Source organism: Streptomyces sp. NPDC102490, from assembly GCF_044765285.1.
In the GTDB taxonomy this organism is placed as follows: Bacteria; Actinomycetota; Actinomycetes; order Streptomycetales; family Streptomycetaceae; genus Streptomyces.
Genome location: NZ_JBIWJU010000010.1, coordinates 187,715 through 204,116, shown reverse-complemented (window position 1 = coordinate 204,116; position 16,402 = coordinate 187,715). Strand labels below are relative to the sequence as shown.

Genomic DNA, 16,402 nt, shown 5'->3' with positions numbered 1-16,402 from the left:
TTGGTGGCCGGGTTATGCCTTGCGCCCCCACGCCGAGATCATCGGCGCGGTCGCGAGGTCCATGCCGCCGGACGCGACGTTCGCGAGGTGGCGGTCGATGTCGTCGTGGGTGGCGACCCCGGCGGCGACCAGCTGGTCGCGGAGCTGTCGTACCGTCGCGGACTCCAGGGCGGCGCACGCGGGCGAGGTGACCGGGAAGTAGGCGTCGGCCTCCACGCGGCGCAGCCCCGCCTCCCGGAGCAGCCGGGGCAGCCGGCGGCCGTAGGAGAGGTCGGCGCCACGCTGGGACAGCAGGTGGCGGAAGCCGTGCCGGAGCCTGTTCGCCAGCTGCTGCTCGGGGCCGTGCTCGTCGGGGCAGAGCAGGGGCTGGAGCGCCGGGTCGGCGTCCTCGACCAGGAGGCGGCCACCGGGACGCAGGGCCCTGATCATCGACCGCAACGCCGCGTCCCGGTCGGGGACGTGGACGAGGACGAGCCGTGCGTGCACCAGGTCGAAGCCCTCCCCCGGCGGTTCCTCCGCGCCGACGTCGTGCACGCGGACCTCGACCGGCGGCCGACGGGCCGGGACGACCCGGGAGGTGTCGATGTCCGTCGCGAGGACCTTGCCGGTCGGTCCGACCCGCTTGGCCAGCCACGACACCACGGAGGTGCCGCCGGCCCCGACCTCCCAGCAGCGCCAGCCGGGGCCGACGCCGAGCGCCTCCAGGTGCCGGAACGTCGTGGGGTCGAAGAGCGTGGCGAAGGCGTCGAAGCGCTCCGCCGCCTCGGACCGGCCGTTGTCGAGGAGGTATCCGTCGGTTCGCGTCATGCGGCGATCATCCCAGTTGTCCCGCTTGTGCGAAGGGGGCGACGCTCCGGCACGCGGGCCTCCTCCGGGCGGCCGAGGCCGTCAGGGCGGGGCCGTGGGCGGTCCCCGAGCGGTCTGTCCACAGGCGGGAACAAAGCGGAACCCGCCGTTTCCACAGGCTCGTTCGCCGTGCCCGCCGTCCTGGCAGACTGGCGGGCCAAGGGCGCGGGAAGCACGGCGCGAGGGGACCCACGCGAGGAGATTCGGATGACCATGGCGGGGAATTTGCGGAAGGTCACGGAGCTGGGAAGGACCGGCGGCCTCCGGAAGGTGACACGGCTGGCCCGCCGACGGCCGCGGGTGGACCTGAGCCACCACGCCCGTTCCCCGCTGGGTTCCTCGGTGGTGAACTGCGTGACCTACCGGGACGGGGTCCGCACACCCGAAGGCGGTGATCCGGCCGAGGCCGTGGCGCGGATGCGCGGGCGCGGAGCGGGCTTCGTCTGGCTCGGCCTGCACGAGCCGACGGACGCGGAGTTCGCGGGTGTCGCGGAGCTCTTCGAGCTGCATCCGCTGGCGGTCGAGGACGCGATCGAGGCCCACCAGCGGCCCAAGGTGGAGCGGTACGGAGAGACGCTCTTCGCCGTGTTCAAGACCGTCTGCTACGTGGAGCACGAGGAACTCACGGCCACCAGCGAGGTGGTGAGCACCGGCGAGATCATGGTGTTCGCCGGGCAGGACTTCGTGATCACCGTGCGGCACGGGCGGCACGGTTCGCTGGGACCGCTGCGGGAAGAGCTGGAGTCCGATCCGGCGCAGCTCGCCAAGGGACCGTCGGCGGTGCTGCACGCGATCGCGGACCATGTGGTGGACGACTTCCTGAGCGTCATCGAGTCGGTCCAGGAGGACGTCGACCACGTCGAGACGGAGGTGTTCGCGGAGAACGGCGCGCGGGTCGACCCCGGGCGCATCTACCAGCTCAAGCGTGAACTCCTGGAGCTGCGGCGGGCCGTGGTGCCGCTGGGCCGGCCGCTGGAGGAGCTGGCCACGCGGCCGTTCCGGGTGATCGAACCGGAGATACGGGCCTACTTCCGCGACGTCGCCGACCACCTGCTGCGGGCCACCGAACAGCTCGCGGCCTTCGACGAACTCCTCAACTCGATCCTCCAGGCACACCTGGCCCGTGTGACGGTCGCGCAGAACGAGGACATGCGGAAGATCACGGCGTGGGCGGCCATCGTCGCGGTGCCCACGATGGTCTGCGGCGTGTACGGCATGAACTTCGACCACATGCCGGAGCTGGGCTGGCGGTACGGCTACGGCATGGTCATAGGCGTGATAGCCGTCGCCTGCCTGGCGCTGCACCGGGGATTCAGGCGCAACGGCTGGCTCTGAGAGGTCAGCCGCTCCGGGCCGGCCGCGCCGGATCAGCCGCTCCAGGCGGGATGCCGTGGGTCGTCGGCACGCACCAGGACGTCGGCGGCGCCCGACGGGTCGGTCTCCTCGTCGTAGCGCTCGAACGCGGGCAGGGTCCACTGCTCGCTCTCGGGGGTGCGGCGGCGCAGGGCGCCCGGGGTGAGGACGAGATGGACGCTCAGGTCGAGGGGGAACCAGTGCCGGAGCAGAAAGGGGCCGTGGAGCAGCAGCGCACCGCCGGGAGGGAGCGGGACGTAGGGGCTGCGGGTGGCTCGGTCGGTGACCGGGTCCCACAGGTCGGGCAGGACCCGCCCGTCGCCGCCGGGGCCGAGGGGATCGAAGACCTCGCGCCACAGTGCGCCGGTGTCGTACCAGCCGTTGTAGTAGGACTCGACGTCCTGGTGCCCGTACTCCAGACGGAGCGAGGCGGGTCGCAGGAAGCCCTCCGTTCCGACGACGAGGGAGGGGCGGCCGCGGACGCGCAGGGCCTCGCCGACCCGTTCGGCGAGGTCGCCGGGGCGGGCGGCCGGGGCGCCGTCGAGGGCGACACGGGTCCAGGCGCTGCCGTCGGTGGGCTCCAGGTCGAGCACTCGCTCGGCGAGCCGGTCGCCGAGCCGGTCCCAGGTGATCGCTTCCAGTCGCACCCGCCCATGATGCGTCAGTTCCCGCGTCGGCCGACACGACGGTCGTCCCGTCGGTCGCCGCCCGGCCGGCCTGGACGCTCGCGCATGGCCCCGCGGCGCTCGGCCATGGTCACCGTGCCGGTGCGGAGCTTGACTTGGGGTGGTCGACGGACGGCGACGCCGGGAGGCGCCCACCGGTCCGACGGCAGCTCGACGGGTGGCAGTCGGGACGGGTGGGAGTCGGGACGGGTGGGAGTCGAGACGGGTGGGAGTCGACAGGACATGATCGACGGACCGTACTTCGTGCTGACGGTGCTGGGCGTGCTCGGGACCGGTGTGACGGCCGGTGTCTTCTGCGCGTTCTCCACCTTCGTCATGCGGGGGCTGGCCGCGCTGCCGCCCGCACAGGGGGTCGCCGCGATGAACGCGATCAACAAGGCCGCCGTACGGCCGGCCTTCATGTCCGTGTTCCTCGGGACGGCGGTGCTGGCCCTGGCGATCGCGGTGGTCACGTTGGCGGTGTGGCCGAAGGACGCGGCAGTGGAGCTGCTGCTGGGCAGCGGGCTGTACCTGGTCGGGTCGTTCGGGGTCACCGTGGCGGCCAACGTGCCCCGCAACGACGCGCTGCTCCGGCTGGAGCCGGGTTCCGCGGAGGCGGCGGACCGCTGGACCGCGTACGTGCGCGAGTGGACGGCCTGGAACCACGTGCGTACGGGTGCTGCGGCCGCCGCGGCGGTGGCGTACGTGCTGGCGCTCGCCTGAGGCGGGTGAGGCGGGGCCCGGACCGAGGGAAGACCCACGCCGTCCGGTGCTGGGCGGCACCGCGCGCGAGGGGCCGTCCGGGCGTTCTGCGCGTCGGGCGGGCCGGTCGTATCGTGGAGCGCGAGAGCGCCGCCCCACGGCGCGCGGCCAGCCACCCCGCACGCAAGGAAGACGGCCATGGCCGATCCCAAGGGTTTCCTGACCACGCCCCGCGAGGAGTGGCCCCGCAGGCCGGCCGGGGAGCGGGTCGGGGACTGGGACGAGGTGTACGTCCCGGGAGCGCTGCTGCCGATCGTCGGTCGGCAGGCCGACCGGTGCATGGACTGCGGCGTCCCCTTCTGCCACGAGGCCTGCCCCCTGGGCAACCTGATCCCGGAGTGGAACGACCTGGTCTCCCGGTCGGACTGGCGGGCGGCGAGCGAGCGGCTGCACGCCACCAACAACTTCCCGGAGTTCACCGGCCGGTTGTGTCCGGCACCGTGCGAGGCGGGCTGTGTACTCGCCATCAACCAGCCCGCCGTCACCATCAAGAACGTCGAGTGTGCGATCGCCGACATGGCCTGGGAGAAGGGCCTCGCCCCGCCGCGGCCCCCGGAGCGGCTGTCCGGGCGGACGGTGGCGGTGATCGGCTCGGGGCCCACGGGCCTCGCGGCGGCACAGCAGCTGACCCGGGCGGGGCACACGGTCGCCGTGTACGAGCGGGACGACCGGATCGGCGGGCTGCTGCGGTACGGGATCCCCGAGTTCAAGATGGAGAAGCGGCACCTGGAGCGGCGCATCGGCCAGCTGCGGGCGGAGGGGACGCGGTTCCGTACGTCGACGGCGGTCGGCCGGGACGTGGACGCCGCGGGGCTGCGGGCCCGCTACGACGCGGTGGTGATCGCCACCGGGGCGACCGCGTGGCGCGAGCTGAGCGTGCCCGGCCGGGAGCTGGCGGGGGTTCATCAGGCGATGGAGTACCTGCCGCTGGCCAACCGGGTGTGCGAGGGCGACCTCGAGCGCTCCCCGCTGTCCGCCGCCGGACAGCACGTCGTCATCGTCGGCGGCGGCGACACGGCCGCGGACTGTCTCGGCACGGCGGTGCGGGAACGGGCGGCGTCCGTGACGCAGCTGGACATCTACGCGCGGCCGGGTGCGGAACGCGACGAGGAGTCCGAGCCCTGGCCGACGTACCCGCGCCTGTACCGGTTGTCGGCGGCGCACGAGGAGGCGGACGAGCTGCGGTCCGCGCCGGCGGCGGACGTGGACGCCCGGCTGTTCGCGGCGTCCACGCTCCGCCTCACCGGCGACGAGCGGGGGCACGTGCGTGCGCTGCACCTGGTCGGGGTGGACGCCGGCCGCCGGCCGCTGCCCGGCACCGAACGCTCGCTCCCCGCGGACCTGGTCCTCCTCGCCCTGGGGTTCTCGGGACCCGACCGGCGGGACGGGCTCGTCGACGGTCTCGGGCTGGAGCTGGACGCCGGTGGCACGATCGCCCGGGACCGGGACTTCGCGACCAACGTCCCGGGGGTGTTCGCCGCCGGGGACGCGGCACGCGGGCAGTCCCTCGTCGTCTGGGCGATAGCGGAGGGGCGGGCGGTGGCGGCGGCCGTCGACCGCCATCTGTCCGGCGGCGCCACCCGGCTGCCGGCGCCGATCGGCCCGTACGACCGGCCGATGACCGCCTGATCCGTCCGGTCGATGACGGCCTGACCCGTCCGGCCGATGACGGCCTGATCCACCGGCGGCCCGATCCACCGCACACACCACCTCGCGCGCGGCCGCCGGGCCCTGCCCTTCACGGCTTGCGGGCCACCGCCCCGTACCCGGGGATGACGCCGTCGTCCTGGCCGGCGACCGGCTCGCCCAGTTCGGGGTGCCACCGGTGCGGCACCTCGACTCCGGGCTCCACCAGGTCGAGGCCGGTGAAGAAGCGGGTGAACTCCTCGCGCGAGCGCAGCGCCAGGGTGACCCCGGCGGCACGGAGCTTCTCGGTGGCCGCCCGCGACTCCTCGGGGGTGAAGTCGGCCGTCGCGTGGGTCATCACCAGGTGGCTGCCGGAGGGCAGCGCGTCCAGCAGCCGGCGGACCAGGTCGTGCGCCCCGTCCTCGTCCGGGACGAAGTGCAGCAGCGCGACCAGGGACAGGGCGACGTGCCGGTCGAAGTCCAGGATCTTCGCGGCCCCCTCCAGGACGGCCTCCGGGTCCCGGACGTCGGCCTGGAGGTACTCGGTCTCCCCTTCGGGCGTGCCGCGCAGCAGGGCCGCCGCGTGGGCCAGCACGATGGGGTCGTTGTCGCAGTAGACGACGCGGGCGTCGGGCGCGATCTCCTGGGCGACCTGGTGCAGATTGGGCTCGGTCGGTATACCGGTGCCGACGTCCAGGAACTGCCGTGTGCCGCGGCTCGCCAGCCATCGGGTGGCACGGTGCATGAAGGCGCGGTTGACCCGCGCCATCACCGGCACCCTCGGGTCGAGGGCGAGCATCTGCCGGCCCATCGCCTCGTCGACCGGGTAGTTGTCCTTTCCGCCGAGATACCAGTCGTACATCCGCGCGGGGTGCGGCTTGCTCGTGTCGATCCCGGCGGGGCCGTGCTGCCCGGTCATGACGCACTCCCAGGTGTCGAGTCCTCGTCGCGATGGGTGATCAACTCAGGTGCCAAACAGCTTAAAAAGAACAAGCAACGGGGTGACCCGTTTCAGGACAGAAGGAAGTCCGCCTCTCCCGCCTTCGCTCCCTCGATGAACGCCGTCATCTCGGCCGAGGTGTAGATGAGCGCCGGCCCGTCCGGGTCGGTGGACTGCCGTACCGCGATCCGGCCGTCGGCGAGCTTCATGGCCTCCAGGCAGTTGCCTCCGTTGCCGCCGCTCCACGGCTTGTGCCAGCCCTCGCTGCCCAGTTCACGGGCGGGCATGCCGTTGTAGATCCGCGCACCGCGGGTCAGTGGCGGGCGCTGGGCTTTGATGCGGTTCATTCACAGCTCCTTGCGGAGATCCCGGAGGATCTCCTTCGTGCGATGTGCCGTGGCGGCCTGCGCCGCCATGCGGTCCATGACCTCGAGGTGGGTCGCCACCTCGGCACGCGCGTCGAGGTAGACGGCGCCGGTCAGGTACTCGCTGTAGACCATGTCCGGGAGTTCCGGCATGGCGAATCGGAACAGCACGAAGGGCCCGTACGTGCCGGGGTGCGGCCCGCTGGAGAACGGCGCGATTTGCAGCGTCACGTTGGGCAGCTTCGTGGCGTCGAGCAGCCGGTCGATCTGGGCACGCATCACCTCCGGGCCCCCGACGGGGCGGCGCAGCGCGGTCTCGTCCATCACGACCCACAGCCGGGGTGCGTCCTTGCGGGTGAGCAGTTCCTGGCGCCGCATGCGCAGGTCGACGTGGCGCTCGATGTCGTCGGGGCGGGTCTGCCCGATGGCGCCCGAGCGCAGCACGCCACGCGCGTAGTCCTCGGTCTGGAGCACTCCGGGGACGAAGTGGGGCTCGTAGGCGCGGATCAGGGAGGCCGCGCCCTCCAGGCTGACGTACAGCGAGAACCAGCCGGGGAGGATGTCGTGGAAGCGCTGCCACCACCCCGGTTTGTTGGCGTCCTCGGCCAGCCGGACGAAGGCCTCGGCCTCCTCGTCGCCGACGCCGTAGGCCTTCAGCAGGAGCTGGAGGTACGGGATCTTGAGGGCGACCTCGGCCATCTCCATGCGGCGGACCGTGGCGGGGGCGACGCGCAGGATGCGGGCCGCTTCCTCGCGCTTGAGACCGGCACGTTCCCGCAGGTCCAGCAGGCGCCGGCCGAGGACGACCTGGCCGACCGTCGGCGCGGACCGCGGCTCGCTCACCGCCCACCTCCTGAAGAGTCCGAAAGAGTCGTTGCGTCCCTGTTCCCTGGTACGGACAGCCTCGGCGAGCCCGGCGTGTCCTGGTGCGGACAGCCCGGCGGCGCCATTCGAAGATGCGTTCGAAAACCTGGAGAAGTCTTCGACGACCTGAAGTGGCGCCGCTCGACGTGCTGTTGCGAGCAGTGTGCCACGGCCACCCAGAACGTCACACAGCACTCTGCATTTTTCAGAGTGACACTTGCCAAGTGTTCACGGCGGGGCGATAGTGGCAAGCGTGATTCCGTCCGCGCCCTTAGGAACAGACGCCACCGCGGGCTCCCTGGGCCTCGGTGCCGCCATGGGAGCCGGCTTCTCGGGAGCCGCCGCCGCCGAGCGCCGGTTCCGTTTCGAGCTGGCCGCTCATCCGGGCTCTCCCTCGCAGGCCAGACGCCTGACACGGGCCCGGCTGAGCGGCTGGGCGGTGTGCGACGACACCTGTGACACCGCGGCCCTGGTGGTCTCCGAGCTGGTGACGAACGCGATCGTGCACACGGCGAGCAGGCACATAGTGTGCGAGCTGCACGACGCCGACGACCTGGTCCGCATAGCCGTGCGCGACGAGGGCTGCGCCCCGGGCCAGCCCCACCCCTCGGCCGGTCAGCAGCCCGAGGACGAGCACGGCAGGGGGCTGCTTCTGGTCGACGCCCTGTGCGACGCCTGGGGCGCCCACGAGCACGGTCCCGGACTGCTGGTCTGGGCCGAGCTGCCGCGCAAGGCCGACGGACCGCGCGACCCCTTGGAGCCCCACAACGACCTGGGCTGGGGCGCCCGGCCGAAGCCCGCCCCCACGGACGACCCGGGGGACGAGGACGAGGCCGAGTCCCGCCGCAGGGAAGGCCGGGAAGCCCGGGAGACACTCCGCGGAACGGGGACCGAATGGCTATGAGGGCCGCGTCCGGCGTCCGACCTCTCGGTCTGGACACGATGGTCCGCCTCCAGCGCGGACGGCAGACCGCCGGGACACCTCGGAGACTGCCCATGCCGGACGGCATGACGGCACCCCTGGGCTGCGACGCGGTGGCGGTGCCCGCGTTCCTCGCCCAGCAGGTGCTGCCCCGGCTGCCGCGCGTGGGGTGCGTCTACGCCGATGAGACGCACTGGTGGTGGATCGTTCCGTCCGACTCCGACTACGCCCTGGAATGGCCCGCGCCCGCGCGGTACGCCACCGGTGCGGTCGTACCCGGCACCTCGGACCTGCCGGCTCTCCTCCACCGCTCGGACGGCACGGTTCCCTACACGCCGCCGATCCCGCTGTATCTGGCCCTGTGCCGGCTGACGAACACGACGCCGACCTGGTCGCGGCCGGTCAGCGCGTAGGCACCGGACGGTCAGCGCGTAGGCGCGGGGCGGCGGCGCGTCAGGCCGCCGCGTCACCCGCGGCGTCGCCGCCGCGCACGACGACCAGGAACATGTCCGTGGCGAGGTCCATCACGACCTCGGCGGCCAGACCCTCCAGGCGCCGCGCCTGAGCGAACTCCTCCGCGGGCCAGGATCCTCGTGGTCCACCGGCGGGAAAGCGTTCGAGCACCGTTCGCCCGTTCACTCCGCACCTCCATGTAGCGCTGTACTCGTAGAGTCAAACGCCACCATGGGGTGAACACCTCGCCCGGTGATGGTACTGAGACACAGTCGACACCCGTTCACCGCAAAGGGTGAGCGGCGCCTCGGCCGTCCGGCCGTTCTCGCTACCGAGCGTCTCAGTCCTCGTACTCGTCGTGATAGCGCACTCCCGCACTGCCCGCGGGCGCACCGAGAGCCGACGCGCGCCCCTCGGGTTTCTCCCACGGCTCCTGCCGGCCGAGCGCGGTCAGGTCGAGCAGACTGGTCGTCGAGCCGAGCCCGTCCAGGCCGCGCTCGTACGTCGAGTAGGTGTGGAAGACCCGTTCGCGGTCCCGCAGGAAGCAGCTGAGCCCCGGCCGCTCGACCAGCTCGCCCTCGTGCTCCAGGGTCACCTCGAAGTCGGTGTTGAAGTCGCTGACGTACGACGAGTACCAGGGCAGTGTCCAGCCCATCCGCGCCTTGAACGGCAGGATCCTGGGATACGGCGCCCGGGAGACGGCGGCGAACGACGTGCCGCGGGCCCTGAGGTGCGCGAGGTGCCCGATCTGGTCCAGGAACGCCGAGCAGCTGCGGCAGCCGGCGTCCCACTCGGGCGCGAACATGAAGTGGTAGACGACGAGCTGCTCGCGGCCCTCGAAGAGGTCGAGCAGGGTGGCCTTGCCGTCGCCGCCCTCGAACACGTACTCCTTGTCGACCTCCACCATGGGCAGCCCGCGCCGCTCGGCGTTGAGGGCGTCACGCGCGCGGGTGGCCGCCTTCTCCTTGGCCAGTAAGGCCTCGCGCGCCGCGCGCCAGTGGGCGCGGGTGACGATCTCGGGCAGCGACATGGCTCCAGCCTCCTGTGCGACGTGCGTCGTGCTTCGGTCCGACGGCCGACGGTCCGCAGCGGCCGGGCCGTCCGGGTGGTGACCGAGGGGCGGAGCGGAACTCATCGCTGCCCGGCAAGATTCTTTTCCACAGGTCGCCGAACGGTCTCCGAGCAGGCTGTTCAGGTGTCGTACTCCTGGATGCGCCGGCCGTGTCCGCGGTCGGTCAGGGCGGGCAGCCGCTCCCCCAGCTCCCGCACCACCGCGGGCACGTCCACGGTGAGCAGTTCGCGGTCCCGCATGAGGACCCGCCCGTCCACGATCGTGGTGCGCACGTCGGCGGAGCGCGCGCTGTGCACCAGGGTGGCGGCGAGGTCGTGCACGGGCTGGGTGTGCGGTCCGGTGAGGTCGACGAGGATCAGGTCCGCCCGCCGCCCGGGTGCGATGCGGCCCACGGCGTCCCCGAGGCCGACCGCGTGGGCGCTCTGCACGGTGGCGTGGTGGAGGGCCTGGCGGGAGGTCAGCCAGCGCGGGTCGCCCTCGGCCGACTTCTGGACCAGGGACGTGAGCGCCATCGACTCCCACACGTCGAGGGAGTTGTTGGACGCGGCACCGTCCGTGGCGAGCCCCACGGCGACGCCGATGTCCCGCAGCGCGCGCACGGGTGTGGTGCCGGGCCAGGCGAACTTGAGGTAGCCGCGGGGCGCGGTCGCCACCGCCGTACGACCCCCCGCGCGCGCGAGGAGCGGCAGGTCGCCCTCGGTGATGCCGGTGCCGTGGGCGATGAGCACGTCGGTGTCGAGGACGCCGGTGCGTTCGAGGACCTCGATGGGGGTGACCCCGTGCCGGGCGAGGCTGGCGTCGGTCTGCTCGCGGTTCTCGGCGGCGTGCAGGTGCACGGGCAGGCCGTGGTCGCGGGCGAGTTCCGCGGTCGCGGCGAGGTCGGCGTCGGTCACCGTGTAGGGGGCGTGCGGGGCGAGGGCGGTGGTGATCCGGCCGCCGGCCCCGCCACGGTGCCGGAGCGCGAACTCCAGCGACGCCTCCCGGCCTTCGGGCCCCTGCGAGGAGAAGTACGCCTGCCCCAGCTGGGCCCGCATCCCGCACCGGTCGACGACCGCGGCCACGGCGTCCATGTGGAAGTAGCTGTCCGCGAAGGTCGTGACCCCCGCGCGGATCATCTCGGCGCAGGCCAGCCGGGCGCCCAGGACGACGTCCCGCGCGGTGAGGTTGGACTCGACGGGCCAGACGACGTCGTTGAACCATTCCTCGGTGGGCAGGTCCTCGGCGAGGCCGCGAAGCGCGACCATGGGCGCGTGCGTGTGGCAGTTGACCAGCCCGGGGAGGGCCACCTGACCGCGGGCGTCGATGCGCTCGGCGGCGGGCACCGCGGCGCCTGCGGCGGCGGTGGTCACGGAGTCGACGACCCCGGCGCGTACGACGACGGCCGCGTCCTGCTCGAAGCCGATCCGTTCGTGCGCGTCGTGCACCAGGACGGTGCAGCCGGTGATGACGAGATCGGCGGGCTCGGGTGAGGAAGGCGTCATCACGCCAACGTACGGTGCCGTCCCACGCGTCCGCGCCGCTCGGCGAGTTCGTCCCGCAGTGCGGCGAGCCGTTCGGTGTGGCGCGGGGTGAGCCGCCCGGTGTCGTCGAGGTGCACGGCGCACGCGGTGGTGGTGTCGACGAGCCGCTCCAGGACCGCGGCGACCTCGTCGGTGCCCGCGGAGTGCCGGGCGAGGGCGGGCAGTTCGGCGGCGGCGCGGGCGCTGGCGGCGCGGGCCTGGGCGAGGGTGCGGTAGGCCTCCCGGCGCAGCGTCCAGCGGGTGGCGCGGTCGTCGGACTCGCCCAGTACGTGCGCGAGGTAGGCCTGTGCGGCGGCGTCGGCGGCGTCGACGCCCGCCCGGATGCCGGCGCCCCGCTGCCCCGGCAGCGGCAGGTGACCGATCACCAGCACGATCGCGCAGGCCAGCAGCGTCTCCCCGATGCGGCCCGCGGAGGCCTGCGGTTCGCCGCCGACCATGACCAGGGCCAGGACGAGAATGGTGACGACGGTGGTCTGGGCGGCGAAGTGCCGCGCCGCGACCGGCACCAGGGCACCGCACACGGCGACGAGGACGACGAGCCCCTCCGGCCGGGGCAGTACCGCCGCGAACCCGGCGAACAGCAGCGCCCCGAGCACCGTCCCGGCCGCCCGGCACAGCACCCGGGACACGAGCGGGCCGAGGTCGGGCTTGACGAGGAAGACGGCGGTGGCGGGCAGCCAGTACCAGTGCTGGTGGGAGCCGTACCAGTGACCGTGGTGCAGTGCCTGGGCGACGGCGGCGCTGGCGCCGAAGCACAGCCCGGCCCGCAGCCCGTACTCCCGCCCGGCCGGGCCGAGCACGGCGCGCGCCACGGAGCGGGGCGATCGCCTGCGGACGTGCAGGTCGGCGCCCCTGCCCCGGTCGAAGGCATCGGCCGCGTGCAGCAGGGCGTCGTCCAGGGCGCGCAGGGCGGGGTCGGTCCGGCTGGGCGCGGGCAGCGGCCCGGCGTGGGCGTTGACGCGGACGGCCGCCGCGAGCCGCCGGGGCCCTTCGGAGGCCCGCGCGGGCACGACCTGCTCCGCCCACGCGAGCGCGGTCGCGGCCTCACCGAGGGGCAGCGCGGCGGCGTACTGGGCGTGCAGCCGGCGTTCGGCCGCGGTCGAGGCACGGCGCCGCAGCCGGGGTCCGGCGAGCGCGTCCTGCGCGTGGTCGAGGGCGGCGGTGAGCGCGGCCCGGCGAGCCACGGCGTGCTCCGTGCCGACGGCGTCGAGCAGCGCGGCGACCGCCTCGTAGACGTCGGCGACGGCCGCCCGTTCCCCGTCGAAGCGGAAGTCGAGACGGAGGTCGCCGGTGAGAGCGGTCGGCGTGGGCAGGGCCAGCCTCAGCAGGAGCAGCCAGCCGGCGCCGGCGAGGAAGGCGAGCGCGCTCCGCCATCCGGGGTCGGGCAGCGGCATCCCGGCGCCCACGGCCGCGGTGACCAGCACCTGCGTCCCCGTCCCGGACGCCACCGGCCCGACGGCGCTGACGCATCCGGCGACCAGTCCGAGCCCGGTCAGCACCAGGGTCAGCGCCACCGCCCCGAGGTGCTGCCCGGCGTACGTCCCGACGAGCAGTCCGGCGGCCCCCGCGAGCGCGGGTACGCCGATCCGGCGCACGGAGGTGCGGCGGCTGCCCGGCCGGTCGTTGATGCCGGCCAGCATGGCGGCGATCGCGGCGACGACTCCGAGGGAGGGCCGCCCGGCGACCAGGGCCGCGGTCAGCAGCGGCCCGCCCGCCAGGGCCCCCCGGGCCACCGCGTTCCAGGGCACGGGGCCGTGCTGGGCGTTCAGGGCGTGGCCGAGCCAGGGCGGGAGCGCTTGGGCTGCGGTGCGGAACACGGGGTGCGGGGCTCCTGTCGTCCGGTCGAGGGCGGTGGTGAGCCTTCGGGCGACGGTGGCCGGGCTGGGCGGTGCGCTGTCCAGCGTACGACGGGTTTTCGTAGGCGCGGAAACGGGCCTGTTTCGGGCGGATGACGGCCGCCGGGCACCCGGGAGCACCGCGGCGCCGTGCGCTCAGCAGCGGGCGGCCTCCAGGGTCTCGCGCAGCAGTGTCCCGGCCCGCGTCACCGCGTCGGCCAGGGCCCGCGGCTGTGGCGTCAGTCCGGCGAGCAGCGCGTCCACGCCGTCGAGCCCGGCCCGGCCGACCATCCCCTTCTCGTTCGTCACCCACTCCCCCCGCGCCGCCAGCACGGCGTGTGCCGTCTGGGTGGTGGCGAGGGCGAGTGCGCCGGCGACCTGGGTGAGGGCGCCCTTGGGGGCGTGGCCGGTCTCGGCGTAGGCGAGAGTGGCGGTGGCCGCGCCGTACCAGTGTGCGGGCGCGGTGGTGCGCAGGGCCTCCGGGTAGCCGTCGGGGCGGGGCAGGTCGCCGCGCAGCACCTTGTTGATCGCCAGCTCGGCGGCCAGGAGGTAGGTGGGGATGCCCGCCAGATGGAACATCAGCGGCTCGACGCCGAAGCGGCCCGCCTCGGCCTCCGTCGTCGCGTGCTCGACCACGTCGAGGTCCCGGTAGTGCACGTCGACGCGGCGCCCGTCGATCGTCAGCCAGGCGCCCCCGTTGAAGACGCCGCCGCCCCAGGCGCCGATCTCCGAGACCTCGCCCGGCCAGCCGACGGCCCGCAGGTCCGCCGGGTCGAAGGCGCCCCGGTAGTAGACCGCCAGGTCCCAGTCGCTGTCCGGTCCGTGCGTGCCCTGCGCCCGGGAGCCGCCGAGGGTCACCGCGCGGACCGCGGGCAGGGCGGCGAGCCGGTCGGCCGTGGTGTCGAGGAAGGCCTGGTCCGTGAGGGTGGGCGTGGGCACTGGTGCGGGCTCCTGACGGTACGGGCGGGCGGGGTGGGGCCGACGCCGGGGAGCCTAGGCGGCCGGGGAGCGGGCCGCGAGCGAAATTCGGGTGCGCGGCGCGGGCGGAGAACGGACGATCAGGAGGTTGCCCGCCCGTCTTCCAGGAGCCCCCGTGATCCAGCGCGTCACCGTGCCCGGCCTCTTCCCGCCGCCCCGCTACTCGCACGCCTCCGTGGTCGAGGCCGGGACCAGGCTCGCGTTCCTCGCCGGTTCCGTGCCGCTCGACGCGGAGGGGAAGCTGGTCGGCGAGGGCGATCCGGTCCGTCAGGCCGAGCAGGTGATCGCGAACCTCACCGAGCAGTTGCGCGCCGTCGGGAGCGGCCCGGAGCACGTGCTGTCCACCGATGTGTACGTCGTGAGCACCGAGACCGCCCCGCTGTCCGCCGTCTGGGACGTCGTCGAGGCGTCCGGGCTCAGCGCCGGTCCGCACTCCTCGACGCTGCTCGGGGTGAGCTGCCTCGGCTATCCGGGACAGCTGGTGGAGATCACCGCGACCGCGGCCGTGCCCGAGACCGGCCGCCCATGAACCGGGAGACGGGAGCCGAGTCCCGTGCCGCGTCCGGTGCCGAGGGGGTCGTTCTGCGCCGCGCCCGCGCCGCCGACGCGCGGGCCGCGGCCGACGTCTGGCTGCGCTCCTTCGCGGCCGCGCTGCCGACCGTGGTCCGGCCCCGCTCGGACACCGAGGTCCGTGCCTACTTCCGGCACGTGGTGGTGGAGCGGTACGAGACCTGGCTGGCGGAGGAGGCCGACGGCGCGGTCGCCGGTGTGATGGTGCTGGAGGGCGAGGAGCTGTCTCAGCTGTACCTCGCCCCCGAGCGCCGCGGGCGCGGGATCGGGGACCGGTTCGTCGCCCTGGCCAAGGAGCGCCGGGCGGACGGGCTGTCGCTGTGGACCTTCCAGGTCAACGCGCCCGCGCGGCGCTTCTACGAGCGGCACGGTTTCACGCCCGTGGAGTGGACGGACGGCGAGCGGAACGAGGAACGGGAGCCGGACGTGCGCTACGTGTGGCGGCCCCGGCGGTCCTAGGGGGTGTCGTTTGGATCAGGCCGGCTCCGGGCGACGGTGCCTTGTTCCCGACCCGAGCGGGGTCTGGTGCGTGCAGCTGCAAGGCGGAGGAGGGAGTCGACGCGGAGCGTCGGCGAGTGACGACAACGCCGCAGATGTGCGTGCCAGACCCCGCGACCCCGGCAAGATCCAAACGACACCCCCTAGTCCCTCATCCGCCGGTGTACGCGCGCGCGTACGTGTCCGTCGCCGCCAGCAGGGCCTCGTCGCCGGCCGCCCCGGCGTCGTGCCCGGCCTCGTCCACGATCACCAGCTCGCTGTCCGGCCAGGCGTGGTGCAGCCGCCAGACGATGCCGAGGAGGTTGCCGAAGTCGAGGCTGCCCTGGACCAGGGTGCCGGGGATGCCCGCCAGCAGGTGCGCGTCCCTGAGGACCACGCCCTCGTCGTTGCCGTCGCCGAGGAAGTGGTCGTTGCCCCAGTAGTGCGTGACGGTGCGGGCGAAGCCCATGCGGAACTCCGGGTCCTGGAACCGGGCGACCGAGCCGGGCGGGGCCGGGATCGTCGCCGTCTCCCAGTCGGTCCAGGCCCGCGCGGCCCGCTCGCGCACCGCCGCGTCCGGTGATTCCAGCAGCCGGTTGTACGCGGCGGCCAGGTTCCCGTCGCGTTCGCCCGAGGGCAGCTCGGCGAGGAACCGCTCGTGCGCCTGGGGGAAGATGGTGCCCAGCCCCCGCGTCAGGAGGGCCACTTCGGCGTCGGAGCCGGTGGCGACGCCGGTCAGCACCAGCTCGGTCACCACGCCGGGGTGTGTTTGCGCGTACCGCAGGCCCAGGACCGAGCCCCAGGACACGCCCCACACCAGCCACCGCTCGATCCCCAGGTGGGCGCGCAGCCGCTCCAGGTCCGCCATGAGGTGGGCGGTCGTGTTGACGCTCATGTCGGTGTCGTAGGCGCTGGCGCGGGGCCGCGACCGTCCGGCGCCCCGCTGGTCGAGGAGGACGATCCGGTAGGCGGCCGGGTCGAAGTAGCGCCTGAGCCCCGGGCTCGCGCGGCTGCCCGGTCCGCCGTGCAGGACGAGCGCGGGCTTGCCGTGCGGGTTCCCGCAGGTTTCCCAGTACACGTGGTTGCCGTCGCCGACGTCGAGCATGCCGTGGTCGTACGGTTCGATCTGCGGATACAGGCCCATCGGAGCACCG

Annotated in this window: 18 protein-coding genes; 7 read left to right on the top strand and 11 right to left on the bottom strand. The window is 73.7% G+C overall.

Annotated features, from left to right (window positions below):
- Positions 1-12 precede the first annotated feature (12 nt).
- A complete protein-coding gene (locus ACIRGB_RS24075; RefSeq protein WP_403868641.1) occupies positions 13-807 on the bottom strand; it encodes a methyltransferase in 795 nt (264 codons plus the stop codon).
- Positions 808-1,053: 246 nt separating this feature from the next.
- Between ACIRGB_RS24075 and ACIRGB_RS24070 the strand changes: the two genes are divergently transcribed.
- Positions 1,054-2,181 carry a magnesium and cobalt transport protein CorA gene (locus ACIRGB_RS24070; RefSeq protein WP_403868638.1) on the top strand — a complete coding sequence of 376 codons (1,128 nt, stop codon included), beginning with the start codon at positions 1,054-1,056 and terminating at the stop codon, positions 2,179-2,181.
- Between the two features lie 32 nt (positions 2,182-2,213).
- On the opposite strand, the gene ACIRGB_RS24065 is transcribed toward ACIRGB_RS24070, so the two are convergent.
- Entirely contained in the window at positions 2,214-2,846 is a 633-nt protein-coding gene (locus ACIRGB_RS24065) for a uridine kinase (protein ID WP_403868635.1), read from the bottom strand.
- Positions 2,847-3,107: 261 nt separating this feature from the next.
- Between ACIRGB_RS24065 and ACIRGB_RS24060 the strand changes: the two genes are divergently transcribed.
- Positions 3,108-3,587: a DUF1772 domain-containing protein gene (locus tag ACIRGB_RS24060; protein ID WP_403868633.1), complete on the top strand. Its 480-nt coding sequence runs from the start codon at positions 3,108-3,110 to the stop codon at positions 3,585-3,587.
- Between the two features lie 177 nt (positions 3,588-3,764).
- A complete protein-coding gene (locus ACIRGB_RS24055; protein WP_403868630.1) occupies positions 3,765-5,255 on the top strand; it encodes a glutamate synthase subunit beta in 1,491 nt (496 codons plus the stop codon).
- A 109-nt stretch (positions 5,256-5,364) separates the two neighbouring features.
- On the opposite strand, the gene ACIRGB_RS24050 is transcribed toward ACIRGB_RS24055, so the two are convergent.
- The 3 genes from ACIRGB_RS24050 to ACIRGB_RS24040 form a co-directional block, all read right to left on the bottom strand.
- Positions 5,365-6,171, bottom strand: a complete 807-nt coding sequence (locus ACIRGB_RS24050; protein WP_403868627.1) for an SAM-dependent methyltransferase — start codon at positions 6,169-6,171, stop codon at positions 5,365-5,367.
- Positions 6,172-6,263: 92 nt separating this feature from the next.
- The gene (locus tag ACIRGB_RS24045; RefSeq protein WP_030185873.1) at positions 6,264-6,539 is read right to left on the bottom strand and encodes a DUF397 domain-containing protein; all 276 of its coding nucleotides are present in this window, start codon (positions 6,537-6,539) and stop codon (positions 6,264-6,266) included.
- Complete coding sequence (locus ACIRGB_RS24040) at positions 6,540-7,400, bottom strand: helix-turn-helix transcriptional regulator (RefSeq protein ID WP_403868622.1); 861 nt, start codon at positions 7,398-7,400, stop codon at positions 6,540-6,542.
- A 265-nt stretch (positions 7,401-7,665) separates the two neighbouring features.
- Here ACIRGB_RS24040 and ACIRGB_RS24035 point away from each other — a divergent pair, with 265 nt between their 5' ends.
- Both ACIRGB_RS24035 and ACIRGB_RS24030 read left to right on the top strand, forming a co-directional pair.
- Complete coding sequence (locus tag ACIRGB_RS24035; protein ID WP_403868619.1) at positions 7,666-8,325, top strand: ATP-binding protein; 660 nt, start codon at positions 7,666-7,668, stop codon at positions 8,323-8,325.
- Positions 8,316-8,756: a hypothetical protein gene (locus tag ACIRGB_RS24030; protein WP_403868616.1), complete on the top strand. Its 441-nt coding sequence runs from the start codon at positions 8,316-8,318 to the stop codon at positions 8,754-8,756. The genes ACIRGB_RS24035 and ACIRGB_RS24030 overlap by 10 nt, the downstream gene beginning before the upstream one ends.
- Before the next feature lie 40 nt (positions 8,757-8,796).
- On the opposite strand, the gene ACIRGB_RS24025 is transcribed toward ACIRGB_RS24030, so the two are convergent.
- The 5 genes from ACIRGB_RS24025 to ACIRGB_RS24005 all read right to left on the bottom strand — a co-directional run bounded on the left by ACIRGB_RS24025 (position 8,797) and on the right by ACIRGB_RS24005 (position 14,162).
- A complete protein-coding gene (locus tag ACIRGB_RS24025) occupies positions 8,797-8,982 on the bottom strand; it encodes a hypothetical protein (RefSeq protein WP_356362885.1) in 186 nt (61 codons plus the stop codon).
- A gap of 154 nt (positions 8,983-9,136) precedes the next feature.
- Positions 9,137-9,826 carry a DUF899 domain-containing protein gene (locus tag ACIRGB_RS24020; protein WP_403868613.1) on the bottom strand — a complete coding sequence of 230 codons (690 nt, stop codon included), beginning with the start codon at positions 9,824-9,826 and terminating at the stop codon, positions 9,137-9,139.
- Between the two features lie 161 nt (positions 9,827-9,987).
- Entirely contained in the window at positions 9,988-11,349 is a 1,362-nt protein-coding gene (locus ACIRGB_RS24015) for an amidohydrolase (RefSeq protein ID WP_403868610.1), read from the bottom strand.
- Complete coding sequence (locus ACIRGB_RS24010; protein ID WP_403868606.1) at positions 11,349-13,205, bottom strand: FUSC family protein; 1,857 nt, start codon at positions 13,203-13,205, stop codon at positions 11,349-11,351. The genes ACIRGB_RS24015 and ACIRGB_RS24010 overlap by 1 nt, the downstream gene beginning before the upstream one ends.
- A 174-nt stretch (positions 13,206-13,379) precedes the next feature.
- On the bottom strand, positions 13,380-14,162 hold the full coding sequence (locus tag ACIRGB_RS24005; protein ID WP_403868603.1) for a nucleotidyltransferase domain-containing protein: 783 nt from the start codon (positions 14,160-14,162) through the stop codon (positions 13,380-13,382).
- A 154-nt stretch (positions 14,163-14,316) separates the two neighbouring features.
- Here ACIRGB_RS24005 and ACIRGB_RS24000 point away from each other — a divergent pair, with 154 nt between their 5' ends.
- Both ACIRGB_RS24000 and ACIRGB_RS23995 read left to right on the top strand, forming a co-directional pair.
- Positions 14,317-14,730, top strand: coding sequence for a RidA family protein (locus ACIRGB_RS24000; RefSeq protein ID WP_403868600.1), 414 nt, complete (start codon positions 14,317-14,319; stop codon positions 14,728-14,730).
- Positions 14,727-15,230, top strand: a complete 504-nt coding sequence (locus ACIRGB_RS23995; protein ID WP_403868597.1) for a GNAT family N-acetyltransferase — start codon at positions 14,727-14,729, stop codon at positions 15,228-15,230. Before ACIRGB_RS24000 ends, ACIRGB_RS23995 begins: the two co-directional genes overlap by 4 nt.
- 190 nt (positions 15,231-15,420) lie before the next feature.
- On the opposite strand, the gene pip is transcribed toward ACIRGB_RS23995, so the two are convergent.
- Positions 15,421-16,392 (bottom strand): prolyl aminopeptidase, encoded by a 972-nt coding sequence (gene pip, locus ACIRGB_RS23990; protein WP_403868594.1) that lies wholly within the window; start codon positions 16,390-16,392, stop codon positions 15,421-15,423.
- Positions 16,393-16,402 lie beyond the last annotated feature (10 nt).

Excerpts from the sequence above, each read along its gene's own strand:
- ACIRGB_RS24075 (WP_403868641.1), bottom strand. The coding sequence starts at position 807 with ATGACGCGAACCGACGGATACCTCCTCGACAACGGCCGGTCCGAGGCG.
- ACIRGB_RS24070 (WP_403868638.1), top strand. The coding sequence starts at position 1,054 with ATGACCATGGCGGGGAATTTGCGGAAGGTCACGGAGCTGGGAAGGACC.
- ACIRGB_RS24060 (WP_403868633.1), top strand. The coding sequence starts at position 3,108 with ATGATCGACGGACCGTACTTCGTGCTGACGGTGCTGGGCGTGCTCGGG.
- ACIRGB_RS24055 (WP_403868630.1), top strand. The coding sequence starts at position 3,765 with ATGGCCGATCCCAAGGGTTTCCTGACCACGCCCCGCGAGGAGTGGCCC.
- ACIRGB_RS24050 (WP_403868627.1), bottom strand. The coding sequence starts at position 6,171 with ATGACCGGGCAGCACGGCCCCGCCGGGATCGACACGAGCAAGCCGCAC.
- ACIRGB_RS24045 (WP_030185873.1), bottom strand. The coding sequence starts at position 6,539 with ATGAACCGCATCAAAGCCCAGCGCCCGCCACTGACCCGCGGTGCGCGG.
- ACIRGB_RS24030 (WP_403868616.1), top strand. The coding sequence starts at position 8,316 with ATGGCTATGAGGGCCGCGTCCGGCGTCCGACCTCTCGGTCTGGACACG.
- ACIRGB_RS24020 (WP_403868613.1), bottom strand. The coding sequence starts at position 9,826 with ATGTCGCTGCCCGAGATCGTCACCCGCGCCCACTGGCGCGCGGCGCGC.
- ACIRGB_RS24015 (WP_403868610.1), bottom strand. The coding sequence starts at position 11,349 with ATGACGCCTTCCTCACCCGAGCCCGCCGATCTCGTCATCACCGGCTGC.
- ACIRGB_RS23995 (WP_403868597.1), top strand. The coding sequence starts at position 14,727 with ATGAACCGGGAGACGGGAGCCGAGTCCCGTGCCGCGTCCGGTGCCGAG.
- pip (WP_403868594.1), bottom strand. The coding sequence starts at position 16,392 with ATGGGCCTGTATCCGCAGATCGAACCGTACGACCACGGCATGCTCGAC.